This window comes from Sphingomonas sanxanigenens DSM 19645 = NX02, from assembly GCF_000512205.2.
Taxonomy (GTDB): Bacteria; Pseudomonadota; Alphaproteobacteria; order Sphingomonadales; family Sphingomonadaceae; genus Sphingomonas_D; species Sphingomonas_D sanxanigenens.
In genome coordinates this window covers 3,610,486-3,626,065 of record NZ_CP006644.1, presented here as the reverse complement: position 1 = coordinate 3,626,065, position 15,580 = coordinate 3,610,486, and the positions used below count along the sequence as shown (strand labels likewise).

Annotated in this window: 15 protein-coding genes; 3 read left to right on the top strand and 12 right to left on the bottom strand. The window is 66.5% G+C overall.

The window, feature by feature from the left end:
- Positions 1 to 17: 17 nt before the first annotated feature.
- The 7 genes from NX02_RS16540 to NX02_RS16510 are packed head-to-tail and all read right to left on the bottom strand — an operon-like array spanning position 18 to position 7,996.
- Positions 18 to 989 carry a fumarylacetoacetate hydrolase family protein gene (locus NX02_RS16540; protein WP_025293316.1) on the bottom strand — a complete coding sequence of 324 codons (972 nt, stop codon included), beginning with the start codon at positions 987 to 989 and terminating at the stop codon, positions 18 to 20.
- Positions 990 to 999: 10 nt separating this feature from the next.
- Positions 1,000 to 1,779, bottom strand: a complete 780-nt coding sequence (locus tag NX02_RS16535; protein ID WP_025293315.1) for a cyclase family protein — start codon at positions 1,777 to 1,779, stop codon at positions 1,000 to 1,002.
- Positions 1,776 to 2,933: an alpha/beta hydrolase family protein gene (locus NX02_RS16530; protein WP_025293314.1), complete on the bottom strand. Its 1,158-nt coding sequence runs from the start codon at positions 2,931 to 2,933 to the stop codon at positions 1,776 to 1,778. The genes NX02_RS16535 and NX02_RS16530 overlap by 4 nt, the downstream gene beginning before the upstream one ends.
- Positions 2,934 to 2,936: 3 nt before the next feature.
- On the bottom strand, positions 2,937 to 3,839 hold the full coding sequence (locus NX02_RS16525; RefSeq protein WP_025293313.1) for a VOC family protein: 903 nt from the start codon (positions 3,837 to 3,839) through the stop codon (positions 2,937 to 2,939).
- Positions 3,836 to 6,226, bottom strand: a complete 2,391-nt coding sequence (locus NX02_RS16520) for a glycoside hydrolase family 3 protein (RefSeq protein WP_245648619.1) — start codon at positions 6,224 to 6,226, stop codon at positions 3,836 to 3,838. The genes NX02_RS16525 and NX02_RS16520 overlap by 4 nt, the downstream gene beginning before the upstream one ends.
- The gene (locus tag NX02_RS16515) at positions 6,223 to 6,816 is read right to left on the bottom strand and encodes an NADPH-dependent FMN reductase (protein ID WP_039996642.1); all 594 of its coding nucleotides are present in this window, start codon (positions 6,814 to 6,816) and stop codon (positions 6,223 to 6,225) included. The genes NX02_RS16520 and NX02_RS16515 overlap by 4 nt, the downstream gene beginning before the upstream one ends.
- 52 nt (positions 6,817 to 6,868) lie before the next feature.
- On the bottom strand, positions 6,869 to 7,996 hold the full coding sequence (locus NX02_RS16510; RefSeq protein ID WP_025293310.1) for an LLM class flavin-dependent oxidoreductase: 1,128 nt from the start codon (positions 7,994 to 7,996) through the stop codon (positions 6,869 to 6,871).
- Between the two features lie 128 nt (positions 7,997 to 8,124).
- On the opposite strand from NX02_RS16510, the gene NX02_RS16505 reads away from it, so the two are divergent.
- Positions 8,125 to 8,799 (top strand): TetR/AcrR family transcriptional regulator, encoded by a 675-nt coding sequence (locus tag NX02_RS16505; protein WP_245648618.1) that lies wholly within the window; start codon positions 8,125 to 8,127, stop codon positions 8,797 to 8,799.
- A 15-nt stretch (positions 8,800 to 8,814) separates the two neighbouring features.
- Here NX02_RS16505 and NX02_RS16500 read toward each other — a convergent pair whose 3' ends face one another.
- The 4 genes from NX02_RS16500 to NX02_RS16485 form a co-directional block, all read right to left on the bottom strand.
- On the bottom strand, positions 8,815 to 9,315 hold the full coding sequence (locus NX02_RS16500; RefSeq protein ID WP_245648617.1) for a hypothetical protein: 501 nt from the start codon (positions 9,313 to 9,315) through the stop codon (positions 8,815 to 8,817).
- 330 nt (positions 9,316 to 9,645) lie between these two features.
- On the bottom strand, positions 9,646 to 10,038 hold the full coding sequence (locus tag NX02_RS16495; RefSeq protein ID WP_025293308.1) for a C-glycoside deglycosidase beta subunit domain-containing protein: 393 nt from the start codon (positions 10,036 to 10,038) through the stop codon (positions 9,646 to 9,648).
- A gap of 14 nt (positions 10,039 to 10,052) precedes the next feature.
- On the bottom strand, positions 10,053 to 11,063 hold the full coding sequence (locus tag NX02_RS16490) for a sugar phosphate isomerase/epimerase family protein (protein WP_025293307.1): 1,011 nt from the start codon (positions 11,061 to 11,063) through the stop codon (positions 10,053 to 10,055).
- 2 nt (positions 11,064 to 11,065) lie between these two features.
- Positions 11,066 to 12,292, bottom strand: a complete 1,227-nt coding sequence (locus tag NX02_RS16485; protein WP_025293306.1) for an MFS transporter — start codon at positions 12,290 to 12,292, stop codon at positions 11,066 to 11,068.
- A 219-nt stretch (positions 12,293 to 12,511) separates the two neighbouring features.
- Here NX02_RS16485 and NX02_RS16480 point away from each other — a divergent pair, with 219 nt between their 5' ends.
- Positions 12,512 to 12,889: a DoxX family protein gene (locus NX02_RS16480; protein WP_158014045.1), complete on the top strand. Its 378-nt coding sequence runs from the start codon at positions 12,512 to 12,514 to the stop codon at positions 12,887 to 12,889.
- Positions 12,890 to 12,926: 37 nt separating this feature from the next.
- Here NX02_RS16480 and NX02_RS16475 read toward each other — a convergent pair whose 3' ends face one another.
- A complete protein-coding gene (locus NX02_RS16475) occupies positions 12,927 to 13,847 on the bottom strand; it encodes a ThuA domain-containing protein (RefSeq protein WP_245648616.1) in 921 nt (306 codons plus the stop codon).
- 306 nt (positions 13,848 to 14,153) lie between these two features.
- On the opposite strand from NX02_RS16475, the gene NX02_RS16470 reads away from it, so the two are divergent.
- Positions 14,154 to 15,569, top strand: a complete 1,416-nt coding sequence (locus NX02_RS16470; protein ID WP_245648615.1) for an MFS transporter — start codon at positions 14,154 to 14,156, stop codon at positions 15,567 to 15,569.
- The last annotated feature ends 11 nt before the right edge of the window (positions 15,570 to 15,580 follow it).

Here is a 15,580-nt window from a genome sequence, read left to right as displayed (position 1 = left end):
GCCCACGGTCGCAGGGATCAGGCGGAACGGCCGCTCACCACGCGCTGATCGATGACGCCGAACGGGGAGCCGCCGTTTGCCGGAGCATGGATGCGGACGCGGTCGCCGAAGCGCATGAAGGCGGTGGCGGGCTTGCCCTGCGCGATCGTCTCGATCGCGCGGCGTTCGGAGATGCAGGCGGAGCCGACGGTCGCATGATCGGCGTTGGAGATTGTGCCCGAGCCGATGATCGTGCCGGCGACGAGGTCGCGGGTGCGCGCGGCATGGGCGATGAGGTCGTGGAAACCCACCTCCATCTCGCGGCCATGGGGATGGCCGAACCACGCCCCATTCAGTGTCACCGCGAGCGGCAGGTGGATGCGACCATCGGCCCATGCATCGCCCAGCGCATCGGGCGTCACCGCGAAGGGCGCGACGCTGCATGCCGGCTTGGCCTGCACCCAGCCGAAGCCGGTCTTCATCTCGACGGGCGCGATCGCGCGCAGCGACCAGTCGTTGATGAGGATGACGAGCCTGACATGCTTGAGCGCATCGGCGGCACACGTGCCCATCGGCACGAAATCGGTGATCACGCCGAACTCGCCCTCGAAGTCGATGCCGTCCGCTTCGTCGGGCAGCGGCACATCCTCATGGCCAGACAGAAAGCGATGCGACATCCCCTGGTACATCAGCGGCCTGTCGGTCTCGATCGCCGGCAGGCCGAACGCCTGCTGCATGAGTTCGCCATGCGTCGGGAAGGCGGAGCCGTCGAGCCATTGCCAGGCGCGGGGCAGCGGCGCGAGCAGGTCGGTCGCGTTCAGCACCTCGCCTTCGCCCGCGGCCAGCCGCGCATCGAGGCGGCGCAGGTCCGCTTCGACGCCGTCCCACTCCTCGAGAGCATATTGCAGCGTCGCGGCGATGCCGGTGGCGGGCAGCGCACGGCTGCCGTCCGCCGAGACGAGGATCAGCTGGCCGTCGGGCGGCCCCTTCGCGCGCGTCGCGAGCCGCATCTATTCTCTCCTAGTCCTCGATAATCGCGACCGCGCGCGTCCAGCCGGCCGACGCCCCCTTGATCTTGTGCGGGAAGCAGCTGACCGTGAAGCCATGCGGCGGCAGCGCCTCCAGGTTGTGCAGCTTCTCGAGGTGGCAATAGCCGATGTCGCGGCCGGCCTTGTGGCCTTCCCAGATCAGCGAGGTGTCGCCGGTCTCCTTCACCTTCGCCGCGGTGTGGGCGAACGGCGCGTCCCAGCTCCACGCGTCGGTGCCGGTCACGCGCACGCCGCGGCTCGTCAGGTACATCGTCGCCTCATAGCCCATGCCGCACCCGACATCGACATAGTCGGGCCGGCCCAGCGCCTTGCCCGCTGCCGTGTTCACCAGCACGATGTCGAGCGGCTCGAGCACATGGCCGATGCGGGCGAGTTCGTCTTCGACGTCCTGTGCCGTCACGACATAGCCGTCCGCATAGTGGCGGAAGTCCAGCTTCACGCCCGGGCGGAAGCACCAGTCGAGCGGGACCTCGTCAATGGTGATCGAGCGTTCGCCGCCGTTCATGGTCGGGTGGAAATGATAGGGCGCGTCGAGATGGGTGCCGCTGTGGGTGGTCAGCCTGACCCATTCGGATGCCGCGAACCCAGCGCCGTCCGGCGTATCCTGCGCCGTCACCCCGGGGAAGAAGATGCCGAGCTCGGGCGCGGTATCCATGTGCGTCTGGTAGGTGATCTCCGGCTTCAGGAAAGGCGGATCGCTCACCACGTCGTTGCACAGCGTGATCGACAGGTCGACGAAGCGGCGGGTCATGCCGTCTGCCCGCCCAGCGTCTCGGCGAACCAGTCGGCGAGGAGGTCGCGGCCATAGGCCATGTTGTCGGCACCGACATGCTCGACCCCGCCCTCGCGCGCCGTGAAGATCATCTTCTCGCGGCGCGGGCTGTTGACGAGCTGGTCGTAAAGATCGTCGGCATAGGCAACGCTGATCTGGCGGTCGTTGGCGCCGTGGGTGACAAGGAACGGCACCTCGATGCGGTCGATATGGCCGTTGAGGTTCATCGCCTCGGACTTCGCCAGGAAGTCGTCCTGATCCTTAGCGCCGAATGCCCAGTGCACATGCGCCCAGTAATGCGGCACCGGGTTCTCCCCCTCGCGCGCCATCCGCCTGTCCTGCACCTCGCGCCAATTGTGGTTGGCGCCCCACACCGCCCCGCTCGCGAAGCGCGGTTCATAGGCGACCGCGCGCGGCGCGAAATGGCCGCCCAGCGAAATCCCGGTCATGCCGATGCGCGCAGGATCGGCGTCGGGCTGCGCCTCCAGCCAGTCGATCGCCTTCGACGCCCAATGCTCGCTGTGCGGATCGACCGGCAGGCCCTGCAGCCGCAGCGCCTCGCCGCTGCCGGGCTGGTCGACGCACAAGGTCGAGATGCCGCGCCGCGCGAGTTCGTGCGGCAGCCGCGTCCAGTAGAGCAGCTCCTTGCAGCTATCGAGGCCGTTGCAGAACACGACCACCGGCCTGGCGCCGTCGCCCGGCGCGCGCGTGTAGAGCGCGGGCATGGTGCCGGTCGCCAGCGGGATCTCGACACGCGCGCGGTTGAGCCTGCCAAGCGCCGTCGAGCGGTCGAAGGCGTCACGGGCCCTGGCATAGGTTTCCTGCCGGCCGGGATGGCCATGGCCCTGCATCCGCTCCGCGGTGAAGAGATAGAGGGCTGCGCGCTCCAGCTTGTTCGACGCGGAGAAGGCGCGGCCCTTCGCTTCGTCTTCGCCGGCAAGGTCGAGCAGCTTGTCGCCCATCGCCGCCCACGCCTTCATGAACATCGGCGTGCCGGCGTCCGCGCCGCCGGCGGCGGCGTCGCGGATCGGCTGGCACATGTCGACGATCTCGCCGATCTGCCCACCGCTCTCCATCGCGATCGCGACCGAGAGGTTCCAGATATAGTTCGGGAAATATTCGAACAGCGCCACCGCTCAGGCCTCCACCGCCTGGAACAGCCCCTTGTCGGGCTCGGGATGCGGCATCGTCTGCGGACCGCCGACGCCGATGCCCCACTGGTCCATCACCCTGGGCCCGGGGATGTGGACCTTCGCCGCATGGCCTTCGAAATCCACCTCTTCCAGCTCGGACGTATATTCGACCGCGAACCCCGCCGGCGTCGTGAAATAGCTGAAGGTGTTGTTGCCCGCGGTGTGGCGGCCTGGCCCCCAGCGGATGTCGGTGCCCTTCTGCTTCAGGCGGGCGATCCCGGCCATCATGTCGTCCACGCTCAGCATGTCATAGGCGACATGGTTGAGGCAGGGCGGCCCCGGCAGGATCGCAAGGCGGTGATGCGCCGAATTGCAGCGCAGGAAGCACATGAAATCGCCCAGCCAGTCGCTCACCCTGAAGCCCAGCACGTCGACGAACCAGCGCACCAGCGCCTGGTGATCCGGCGAATGCAGCACGATATGGCTGATCTTCTGCGGCACCCCTTCCCACCGCGACAACTGGCGCGGGGTGCGGCGCGCGACGTCGCTGGAAATCTCGAACGGCAGCCCGTCCGGCGAGAAGAAGCGGAAGCCATAGCCGCCGCCCGGCGTCTCCAGATCCCGCGGCGCGAAGATGATCCGGCACCCCGACGCCACGACCCGGCCGTGCAGCCCGTCGACCGCCGCGCGATCGTCCGCCGCGAGCGCGATCACGTCGATGCGCTTCTCAGCGCTTTGCCGCAGCCGGACGACATACAGCTCCTCGCCGCCCTCGGCCGCGAAATGGACCATGCCGGCCTCCTCGCCGGCTTCCACCAGCTTCCATTGGTCCGCGTAGAAGGCGCGTTCGGCGGCCAGATCGGGCACGCCATAACCGACATGGCGGATTTCGGTGACGCGGCTCATAGGATCTGCTCCGGAACGGGAGTGAGGGGGAGGTCGAAGGCGATGTCGTCGGCGGACCGGCCGGCGAACAGCTGCGGGTCGGCGATGTCGCGCCAACCGTCGTCCCACGTCTGGAGACGGCGCCGCGCGATGACGATGCGGACGTCGCGCCGCTCGCCGGGCGCGAGATGGACCTTGGCGAACCCAGCGAGCGCCAGTTCGGGCGCGCGCCGGTAGACCTGGATCACGTCGCTGCCGGCGCGTTCGCCGCGGTTCTCCACCGTCGCGGCGATGGCGATGCTGTCGCCCTCGGCGGGCACGACACGGGCGTCGAGGAGAGCGATGTCGGCATAGCCGAAGCCCGCGCCCAGCGTGTGGCGCGGATTCGCCATGCCGCGATAACCGATGCGCGTACCTTCGCGATAATGGAGGTCGCCTGCGGCGTCCGGCGTCAGCGAGAACGCCGGATAGTCTGTCTCGGTGCGCGCGATCGACACCGGCATCCGTCCGCCCGGTTCGCGATCTCCCGCCAGCACCGCCGCGATCGCTGCGCCGAAGCCCTCGCCGGGATACCAGGCGACGAGCAAAGCCGCCGCCCGATCCTCCCACGCGCAATCGAAGGCGTGGCCGACATTGGCGACGATCGCGGTGCGCGGATTGGCGGCGGTGACTGCCTCGATCAGCCGGACCTGTTCGTCGGCCAGCCGCGTGTGCGGGCGATCCTTGCTCTCGACGCTGGCGTCGGAGGTTTCGCCGACGATCAGCACGACCGCGTCCGCCTCTCCGGCCAGCGCGACGGCGCGCGCGAGCATCGCCTCGGGCGTGTCCGGGCGGCGAATGCCGTACCACAGGCCGTGCACGCGCGCGGGAGCGTAATCGAACTCGACCTCGACCAGAATCTCCGCGCCCGCGTCGAGATCCACGGAGACGCTGTTGGCATCGCCGCTCTTCAGCTTGCCCATGACGTCGGACGAGGCGACCGGTTCGGTCGCCTGAAGGATGTCGCGGCCATCGATGCGCATCCGCACCGGACCGGTCGCCCCGAGGTAGAAGATATGACTGCCGCCCGCCTCCGCACGGAAGATACCGCGCGCGACGATCCGCGCCGGCCGGTCGAGCGCTGCGACATCGTCATGCACGCCCGCGAACCAGACCAGCGAATTGGTGTCGCGGGTCTCGCTGGCGATCAGCCGCGCATCGGGCGACTGGCCGTCAAAGTAATCGATGGTCATGCCGCTGTCGCGACCGTCGCCAATATTACGCGCGGGGCGCACCGGCATCGACGGCAGGCGCGGCTGCGGGTCGACGCCGGGCTCATAGTCGATCCGGGCATGACCGGCGTAGCGCGCCACGATCGCTTCCAACGGCCGCGCAGCATCGGGCGCGACCGCGATCTTGGCGAAGGTGCCGCCCTGATAGCAGGGCGCCGCCGCATTGGGGCCGATAATGGCGATATGCGGGGTGCGACCCGGCACCAGCGGCAGCAACTGCGCCTCATTCTTGAGCAGCACGAAGCCGGCCGCGGCAGCCTCGACAAGCAGCGCATCCGCTGCCGCTCCGGTGATCGGACTGCGCTTGCCGCCCGTGAAGCGGGCCGCCGCAGCGGCGACCCGCGCCGCGGCATCGGTCGCGCGGTCGGCATCGACGAGGCCTTGCGCGACCGCCTCGGCCGCCTTGAACCCCAGGAAGCGGGCCGGGCCGGGCATTTCGAGATCGAGGCCGGCACGCAGCGTCGCGACGGTCGAATGCGTGCCGAACCAGTCGCTCATCATGACGCCCGGAAACCGCCATTCCTGCTTCACGATCGTCGTGATCACATGGTGCTGCTCGGCGCACCAGTCACCGTTGAGGCGGTTATAGGCGGTGAGCATGCCGCCCGCGCCGGCGTCCGCGCAGAGTTCGAACGGCAGCAGATAGATCTCGCGCAACGTGCGTTCGTCGACAACCGCGTTCATCCGGTCGCGATCCGTCTCGCTGTCGTTGCAGACGAGGTGCTTGACGACCGCGGCGGTGCCCGTCGCCTGCAGCCCCGTCACCCACGCCGCGCCGATGATGCCGGCCAGCACCGGCTCTTCCGAATAATATTCGAACGCGCGACCGGACAGCGGGCTGCGCGCAAGGTTGACGTTGGGCGCCAGCACCATGTCGACGCCCATGCGGATCGCTTCACCGCCCACCAGCGTGCCGACGCGTTCGCACAGGTCGACATCCCAGCTGGCGCCGAGCGCGGTGGGGCAGGGGCAGAGCAGCGCGACATCGCGCTCGTCGACACGGCCGCTGGCAATGCCCATCGGGCCATCGGCCATCGCCAGCGACGGGATGCCGGCGTCGGGATAGCCGACGGTCGTCCACATCGTCGCGCCGGCGCTCATCGCCACGCGCTGTTCGATCGAAAGTCCCGAAATCACGCTGCGGCCTCCATCATCGTGAAGCGCATGATCTGTTCGGCCTGCGCGCGTATGGCGCGGGCGACCGTCTCGTCGACGATCATGCCGTCGGGCCCGAACGGCCGCTGCTCCACCGAATTGATCGCGATCCCGACCGGCGTCGGCCAGCCGCGCATCGCGTGGATCACATCGCGCAGCGCCGACAACGTCGTGCCGCACGCCTGCCAGCCGGCGGCGGTGACCGCAAGGCCGACCGGACGCCCGTCGAAATAGGTGCGCGCGTCCGGCCGCAGATCTTCCAGCAGGTCGATCGCGTTCTTCACCAGACCCGAATAGCCGCCATGATAGCCGGGGCTGCCGATCACGATCCCGTCCGCACCTCGCATCGCCTCGACAAGCGCGGCTTCTTCCGGCGTGCGGTCAGGATGCTCGGGATTGTAGTGCGGCAGCCGCGCGAGCGCGGGCCCGTCGAACATGATCGTCTCCGCGCCCAGTGCCGCGCACTCGGCGAGGATCGCACGGACGATCCTTTCGCTCGACGACGCCTGCCGGAACGTCCCGCCCAGTCCGACGATGCGCCGGCGCGTGGCGGCAGGGGAACTGGCCATCATTCTCTCCTCATGCTCGGGGCGGCCGTCTCGAGGGCCGCTTGCCCGTTCGGATCTATTCCGCGGCCACCGACGACGGGATCGCCGGCTTGAACGCTGGCATCACCTTTTCAGACAGAAGCCGCAGCGTCTGGTCGCCCAGCCGCAGCCGCTCCTCGGTCAGCGGCCCGGTGGTGGTGCCACACAGGATGTTGCCGATCCCGAGCTCCGCATAGGGCGCCAGATGCTCGATCACCGTCTCGGGCGATCCGTAGAGACACCAGGTGCCGATCCAGTCGTCGGTCAGCGCGTTGGGCGTGCGATCGGTCTTCTTGTTGGCATCGTCCGATTCCGCGCGGCGGTTATACTCGTTCTCGCGCTCGATCGCGTCCTGATAGGATCGCAGGATGACCTCCAGCTCCGCGCGCGCCTGCGCGTCGGTCTCGGCGACATGGACGACCTGGTAGGTATGCGTCGTCCAGCCGAGCGCATCGGCGACCACCTCGGGCGCATGGCCCGCCTCTTCGAGCATCCGGCGATAGATGCCGAAGAATTTGGCGACATGCTTCATCGGTTCGGTGCCGCCGATCTGCGGCGGGGTGAAAGCGGGGATGAAGGCCGGCCAGCCATTTTCGGCGGCGCGGCGCGCGCTCGCTTCCTTCATCGCGACAGGCATCAACCTGGCATGGCGGGGCGTATAGGGTGCCGGCGCGATCCGCTGCAGCACGCGGCCCTTGTGCGGCCCATTATCGATCTCCACCGCGGGATCGTCCATCCGCTTCGCCCAGAGTTGTTCGGCGATCGCGAGGTTGTTTTCCGAAATCGCGCCGGACTCGCGATAGTTGACGCCGAAGCCGATCATCTCTTCCGGCGTCGTTCCACTGCCGACACCGATCAGCAGTTTGCCATCGGTGAGTTGATCGAGGATGTTGATCCTCTCGACAAAGCGGACCGGATGATGGAGCGGCACCGAAGTCACGGAGAAACCGAAATGCATCTGCGGCAGACGCGCAGCGAGATAGGCCGCATACATGTAGCTGTCGGACGCGATCGGCATATAGCCGTTGAAATGATGGTCGGGCATAAAGATCGCGTCGAAACCCAGTGCGGCGGCCCTGGTGGCATGCGCCGTGAGGTCCTGGATCAGTTTGCGATCCTCGCTGGGCGCCATCGACCGCGCGTTGAGAAACACCGAAAAACGCATTGTCCCCTCCAAATCGCGCTCATTGGCGCTGCGGTGGCCGGCTTGTTTACATTGGCTCTCGATGCTTCCAGAATGATAGCATAATTAGAACCATCGTTCTTATTGGTGATAGGATTGATATGCCGCCGGTGTCAACAGCGAAAACGAAGAGCGATTCTATTTCGGCGGCAGCCGAAGTAAGCCGCGAACCCCAGCAGGGGCGCAGCCGCGCCTCCTACGAACGGATGCTGACCGCCGCGGAAAAGCTGATGGTGAAGCGCGGCAACGACGATTTCACGCTGACCGAGGTGAGCAAGGCGGGCAAGGTTTCGATCGGATCGATCTACCTGCGCTTCGACAGCAAGGACGATTTGATCCGCGCCGTCCACGGCCGGGTGCTCGCCCGGATCGGCGAGGACCAGGACAGGATGATGGCCGAAGTCGCGGGCAAATCCGCCACGCTCGACGATTACACCTATTATTTCATCCATGCCTATGCCGAGCTGCTCAAGGATTACAGTCCGGTGCTGCGTCCGATCATGTTTCGCGCGATTTACGATGATTCGATGTCGGCGCTTGGCCGCAGTTCGGCCGAGAAGCTGAGCGCCGAAGCGCAGGCGCAGATGCTGCGTTACTCGGACGAATTCGGTCGACCCGACCATGAGCGGCTGGTCGGCAACGCGTTTCGCATGATCTACTACACGCTGGCGCGCTTCCTCGGCCTCGGATCCTCGCCGGAAGCCGCGAACCAGGGCAATTGGGAGGAATTGAAGGAGGATCTGGCGATCATGTGCGCTGCCTTCCTGCGCGCGCCCGCACGTTGACCGTGGTGCGCGCGATCAGGGCGCGAGGATACGCAACCCGGCGCCGTAGAAGCGGACCACTCCTGGTCCCTGCGCCAGCACGCAGAGCTGAACGCCGAACCGGCTGTCGATCGCCGGAGCGATCGGCAGGTCGCTGAGCAGCCGATGCGACGCCGGATAGAAATGGCGCCATTGTTCCGGCGGATCGAACGGAACCGGCGTTCCGCTCAGCGCCGTGCCCGGCTCGAACAGATGCTGGCGCTGCATGCCGCCATGATGGACGCACACCCAGTTGATGGCGGCATCACCCTCGGCTTCCCACAGCAGCAGCGCGCGATGGACGGTTACCTGCGTCGGCAGCTGAAAGGGAAAGTGGAACCACAGCTTCCGATCGGGGCGAATGCGGAAGCTGGATGAGAAGCCGCGGTGGAACCCGGACTGCGCCGACCAGGGCTGATCGTCGACGATGTCGAGATAGTCGGGCCCCTGTTCCTGCAGCTGCACCGCCGCGGGGGAGACCCAGATTTCCTGGCTCATGCCCATGACGGTTCCCGATCCGTCCGCCACTTGATGCCGTACCCTGCGCTGGCACGCCAGGGAACCGGCGCGGCGCCGCCGGCGAACATATCCTCTCCGGTCACCGGCAGGGTGAGGGGTGGCACTGGCTGCGCGACCGTGGACGGGCTTGCGCCACTTGGCGCCAACGCCATGCGGGCGATCGCAAATGACCGGAGTGTGCTACGCATCTGATGTTTCCCCAATCGACCGCACGACCGCGGTCGGCGCGCGTCACGCTGGCCCGCCCGGTCCGTTGATGATCGGCGGTGTCGATCGCGGCGGCGCGCGCCGCCGCGATCGATCGACGCGTCAGGCGGCGAGCTGGAGTTCGCGGCCGGTCTTCGTGGTCGGCACGAACGGCAGGTAGGACACGCGCATGCGCACCGCGATCTCCACCTTGTGCGCGCCGGGCGTCAGGCCGCCGGGACGCAGCACAGTCACCTTCGCCTTCTCGCCGAAGTTCCAGCGGTCACCATATTCGGTTTCCATCTCATCCAGCGTCCAGCTCCGCCCACGCACCGAAAAGCGCACGTCGCCCCGCGCAACGGGCACGCCATCCACGGTGAGCCCGATATCCTCGATCATCGAAAGGCCGAGGCCACGATAATAGGGCAGGCGCGCGAGGAGCGCGAAGCCGATGGTTTCGCCATTCTCGACGATATTCTCGAAGCCCTCGTCGCACAGCATCATCTTGTCGAACATGATCGGTATCTCCTTCAGGCGGCGAGCGCGGTGGGGGCGGGTTCGCCGATCAGGCGCTTGAGCATTTCCTGCTGGCGACGGACCTGCTCGACCGAATCGACCTCGTGGGCATCCTCGATCCAGCGATTGCCCTCATATTCCGAGCAGATGTAGCCGGTGTAGCCGCCCTGCTTGAGCACGCGAACGATCTCGTCATAGGGGATCGACGGTTCGACCAGATCCTCGTCCATCTGGTAGAATTTGCCATGGACGTTATGGATGCGCGGCATGAAGTCGAGCATTCGCTTGGGTTCGAACGCTGCATTGTGGCGCAGCGTCTCGGCCATGCCGAGCGCAGCACCCTCACCGCCCATCTCACGCACGTTCAGGATCACATATTCGCTGAGGACGCGATCCTCATAGGCCGTCTCGATATAGTCGGCGATGTGCTGCGGCACGCCGTTGCGGATGAAGCGCTCCTTCCACACCGGCGGAAACTTGAACAGGAACATGCCCATGTCGGGCAGGAAGCCCAGCGCATCCGAGCTCGACTTTTCGAAGGCCTCGGCATGGCGGATGATCCAGGGATGGTCGAAGTGCAGCGGGGCGTGGACCTCGATCAGGATCTTGATGCCCTTCTCCTCGGCGTAGGGGGCGGCGGCGACCAGCACTTCGGGTGCGATCGAAACCAGCGCGCGGATATATTTCATGCCGAGGCGCGCGCCGAAGTCGATATCCTTGCGGACGCTTGCCACCTGCTCCTCGAACGGCATCGGCCGGCCCTTGTAGCGCTTGTAATCGAGCATGAAGTCATGGCTGACCGGCGTCGCGCCATATTTGGCGACCAGACCGTGCCATTCGTCGATCTTGGCATCCTCGACGCCGACCTCGGGCCAGCCCCAGAAAGTCTGCTCGCCGATGATCTCGACGCCCAGCGCGCCCATCTCGGCGCAGGTCCGGAAGCAGTCCTCCAGGCTCATCTTGCCCTGGAAGGTCTCGTGCTGGAAACTGTAGAGGCTGACGCCCCGCTTGATCTCGCTTGTCATAATCACTCCGCGACGGCGATGGGGGAAACGGGCGCGCGCAGGGTTCGCGCGGCGCCGATGACGATGGCGGCGATGACGCCTACCAGACCCGCTGCGAGGAACGCGCCCTGCATGGATCCGACGAGGTTTTCAGCCTGGTGCACCAGCCACGGGCTGGAGAACTGGCCGAAGAAGAAGCAGGCGGTCCATACGCCCATGCCGCGACCGCGATGCTCGAACGGCAATCTGGTCTGCGCCCACGCGATGATGGTGGGGACGGCCATGCCCGCGCCGGTCTGTTGCACCATCAGCGCGATCACCATCCAGCGCCAGTCCGATGCCAGGCCGATGCCGGCAAGGCCGACACCGAGCAGCAGGAAGAACGTGACGAGCTGGACCGCATGCGGCTTGCCGCCCATCAGGCGGAAGACCAGCGCGCCCAGCATGACGAACAAGCTGGGAATGGCGGTCAACTGGCCGATGCGCGCCGGATCCATCACGCCGATCTCGCGCCAGGCGAGCGATCCGCTGATGATGAACACATAATAGAGCGCCGAGGCGACCAGCGTGACCGAACCGATCAACGTTACCGACGCGGCGGGGAAGGGCGTACGCACCCGCGGTTCGCGGGCTCCGGCGGTGATCGCAACCTCGCTTTCAGGCCGGCGCGGCTCGAACAGCCAGAGCAGCATCGCGAGGAAGATCGGAAAAGCGACCGCGTAGACCAGGAAGATGCCGTTCCAACGTACCGATGAGGCGGCGCCCGCCACCAGGATCACGCCTGACGCCAGGAATGGCCCGGCGATGCCCTGCAGGAACAGCCAGTCCTTGCGGCCGCGATCGTCCCAATAGTCGGCGATCAGCGTGTTGACGGTGGTGAGGATCGCAGCTTCCGCCACGCCGAGCAGCAGCCGGCAAGCGATCAGCGCGTTGAGGCTGTCGAGGAAGAAGGGGGCCGTGCCGACGATGCCGTAAAGCAGCGTCGCGCCGATCAGCAGCGGGCGACGGCCGAACCGGTCGACGAAAAAGCCCGCAAAGGGCGCGACCAGTGCGATGGTCAGGCCGGGGGCCGACACCATCATCGGCACCTTCCAGCGCGCTTCCGGGTCCGCCGCGAAATGGTCGATGATCGCGGGGATCGCCGGAAACATCGACACGATGGCCAGAATGGGCAGGAAACCGGCAATGACGATGGTGACGCCCTGCGGCATCATCGAGAGCCGGCGGACGAAATCGATCGGTGAACGCACTGCGCGCGGGCTCCTCTCTGCCGGACGACTCCTCTGTCGCCTCTAATTAGAACTGATATTCGTTTATTGATTGGGCTCAATGCTGTCAATGCGGCTGCGGCACTGGCGGGACGATTTTCCCGGCCGCTGGGGAATTGGCGCGGACAGATCATGATTGACGCGGCTCGCCCCTCCATATCAGAACAAGTTCTATCATTCTAAAAAATGGAGGGAGAGGATATGCGACGAATTCGGGTGGGGGGCGCGTGGGCTGCGCAGATCGCTCTGGCGGCATTTTTCGGTTTCGTCGGTTTCATGAAGATGACCGCGCCGATGGCCGATCTCGCACGCCATCATGCGTGGGTGGCGGGGCTGGCGCCGCCGGTGGCGCGCGTCGTGGGCGCCAGCGAGATGCTGTGCGCAGCCCTGCTCCTGCTGCCCGGCCTGTTGCCGGGCCGCGACCGTTGGATCGGCGGCGCCGCGGTGGCGCTGATCGCCAACCAATGTGTCGCGATCCTTTTCCACGCGCTGCGCGGTGACCTGGGTGGCGCGATCGGGCAGAACCTGCTGCTGATCGCGTTACTGGGCCTGGTCGCCGCGGTTCGCCTGCGCAACTGAGCCGGGGAGCGCGGGGACGCCGCGCTCCCGCATTGGCCTATTTCCCGGCGGGCGCTTCGCGTTCGATCGGGAAATCGCGGACGTCGGTCTCCACCGGGATGGTCACCTTGCCGGTCGCGGCCCATTCGGCACCGCGCGCGATGAGGCCGCGCACGCCCTGATACTGCAGCGTGTCGGGGCCGTGGCCCAGTGGGATCGCGAAGACCCGGCCCTTGCCATAATCCGCGGTCCATACCTGCGGATGGTCGGCGTCCATGCCCTGCATCTTGCCAAGCTTGTCGGCCGTGTAGGCATAAGCGGGATATTTGGGCCCGGCCTTCTCCGGGGCATAGCTCGCCGCGGCGTCGTGCGCGGTCGCCAGCACATGGATCTTCACCGACGGATCGAACCGCATGTTCGTGTACATGTCGTCGTTGAACGTCCAGAAATATTCGCGCATGCCCTTTGTCACCGGATGGCCGCGATCGACGACGTGGACCATGAAGCCGCCCGGCGGCGAACGCCGGCTCTTCGCCTGAGGGCGCATCACACCGCCGGCGAGCTTCTCGAATTCGGGCCAGCTCGGTGAGCCCATGTTGAACGAGGCGTGGTAGACGACGATGCCGCCGCCCGCGCTGACATAGTCGAACAAGGCCTTCTCGGCCGCGGGACTCCAGCGCTTCTCGTCGGGGTCGGCATAGTTCCAGCGCCCCAGATAGTTGAGCAGGACGACGTCATAGGGCTTCAGGGTTTCAAGCGTGCCATTGTCGAAATCCTCGACGACGCGCACGTCGAACCGGCCGGTCTCCTGCAGCTGCTTGCGCAGCAGGTTGTTCACCCCCGTCCAGTCATGCTCGTAGCTGCTGCGACCGGTGATGATGAGCAGCTTGAGCCGCTCTTTCGATGGCGCGATCGGTACCGCGATCGGCTGCACCGTCTCGGGCGGGCGATACGGGGATTGAACGATAACTTGCGCCATCGCGCCCGTTGCCAAAGCCAGCACCATGCCTGCGCATGTCCACCGCACCCTCTTCATGCATCACTCTCCCATCGGTCCGAGCATGGACTCGAACAAAATTATAATATTTGTTCGTATTTTGGGGAGGCCAATGGTGTCAATGCCTGTCGACGGGTTGACGGCAAGATCAGGATCGACGATCCACCATTATTAGAATCATCGTTCGCTTATTGGTGGGCGGGCGGAGGGGTGGGTGACACTATGGGCGTGGATAGGGGGGATCCGGTTGCATCGGCGGCACTGTCAGGCCGGCGGCGGACGCTGGCCTTGGCGATCGTCGCAACCGCGATGGTGCTCGATCTGGTCGACATGACGATCATCAACGTCGCAATCCCGACCTTGCAGGGGCGGTTCGGCGCCAGCGACGCGCAGGTGCAATGGATGGTCGCCGGCTATTCCACGCTGTTCGCGCTGCTGCTGATCACCGGCGGGCGCCTTGGCGACATTTTCGGCTACAAGCGTGCCTTCCTGATCGGCGTTTCCGGCTTCACGCTCACCTCGTTGTTGTGCGGCATCGCCGCGGACCCCGACCAGTTGATCGCGGCGCGGCTGCTGCAAGGCGGATCGGCGGCGATCATGCTGCCGCAGGTGATGTCGCTGACCCAGATCATGTACGCCCCCCATGAAAGGATGGCGCCGCTGGGGCTGTTCGGCGTTCTCGGCGGGCTGGCTGCGGTGCTGGGGCCGGTGATCGGCGGCGTGCTGATCAGCGCCAACCTGTTCGGTCTCGAATGGCGGCCGATCTTTCTCGTCAACGTGCCGGTGGGGATTGTCGCGATCGTCTGCGCCGTGCGGATCCTGCCCGATGGCCGATCGGCCCGCCGTCCGCGCCTCGACATGGTGGGAACGGTGCTGGTGATGCTGCTGCTGTTCCTGTTGATCTTCCCGCTGATCCAGGGGCCGCTCTATGGCTGGCCGGTCTGGGGGTTCGCCATGATGGCCGCGAGTGTGCCGGTCGCACTGCTGCTGGCGCGATACAGCATCGCCCGGATGCGGCGCGACGGATCGGCGCTGATCGTGCCGGACCTGTTCCGCGCCCGTGCGTTCAGCGCCGGGCTGGTGACGATATTGCTGTTCCAGGTGGCGACGGGCGGCCTGCTGTTCACGCTCACCCTGGCGTTGCAGCGCGGCCTCGGCTTCAGCGCCGCCGCGGTCGGGCTGGCGCATGTGCCCTATGCGTTCGGCGCCTCCTTCGCGATCGGCATGCTCTCGCGCAAGGCGCTGCCGCGCTTCGGCCCGGTGATCGTCAGTTGGGGGGCTTTGCTGATGGCGGCGGCGCTGGTCGGGTTGCTGATCCTGATGCAGTACGCCGGCGCCACGCTGACGCACCCGCTCATGCTGGCACCGCCGCTGCTGATGATGGGGCTCGGCATGGGGCTGGCGGGCGGGCCGCTGCCGCCCTGCACCTTGTCCGAAGTCGATGTCGGCCATGCCGGCTCGGCCTCCGGCCTGCTCAAGGCGACGCAACAGCTTGGCGCCGCGATCGGCGCGGCGGCGATCGGTACATTGTTCTTCGCGGTCCAGGCAGCAACGGGTGGGGATGGTGCGGCGTCGATCCAGGCCTTCATCGTATCGGGCGGCTGCATCGTGCTCGGTCTGCTTGGGGTGGCCGTCAGCGCCTTTGCGATTCCGCGACGGCTGCGTATCAGGGAATCCGCGCCTGCGAGCGTGCCCGCCGCATGAAGCCGTTGCCA

Coding starts and splice junctions, on each gene's coding strand:
- NX02_RS16540 (WP_025293316.1), bottom strand. CDS start 989: ATGCGGCTCGCGACGCGCGCGAAGGGGCCGCCCGACGGCCAGCTGATC.
- NX02_RS16535 (WP_025293315.1), bottom strand. CDS start 1,779: ATGACCCGCCGCTTCGTCGACCTGTCGATCACGCTGTGCAACGACGTG.
- NX02_RS16525 (WP_025293313.1), bottom strand. CDS start 3,839: ATGAGCCGCGTCACCGAAATCCGCCATGTCGGTTATGGCGTGCCCGAT.
- NX02_RS16515 (WP_039996642.1), bottom strand. CDS start 6,816: ATGATGGCCAGTTCCCCTGCCGCCACGCGCCGGCGCATCGTCGGACTG.
- NX02_RS16510 (WP_025293310.1), bottom strand. CDS start 7,996: ATGCGTTTTTCGGTGTTTCTCAACGCGCGGTCGATGGCGCCCAGCGAG.
- NX02_RS16500 (WP_245648617.1), bottom strand. CDS start 9,315: ATGAGCCAGGAAATCTGGGTCTCCCCCGCGGCGGTGCAGCTGCAGGAA.
- NX02_RS16495 (WP_025293308.1), bottom strand. CDS start 10,038: ATGTTCGACAAGATGATGCTGTGCGACGAGGGCTTCGAGAATATCGTC.
- NX02_RS16490 (WP_025293307.1), bottom strand. CDS start 11,063: ATGACAAGCGAGATCAAGCGGGGCGTCAGCCTCTACAGTTTCCAGCAC.
- NX02_RS16480 (WP_158014045.1), top strand. CDS start 12,512: ATGCGACGAATTCGGGTGGGGGGCGCGTGGGCTGCGCAGATCGCTCTG.
- NX02_RS16475 (WP_245648616.1), bottom strand. CDS start 13,847: ATGGCGCAAGTTATCGTTCAATCCCCGTATCGCCCGCCCGAGACGGTG.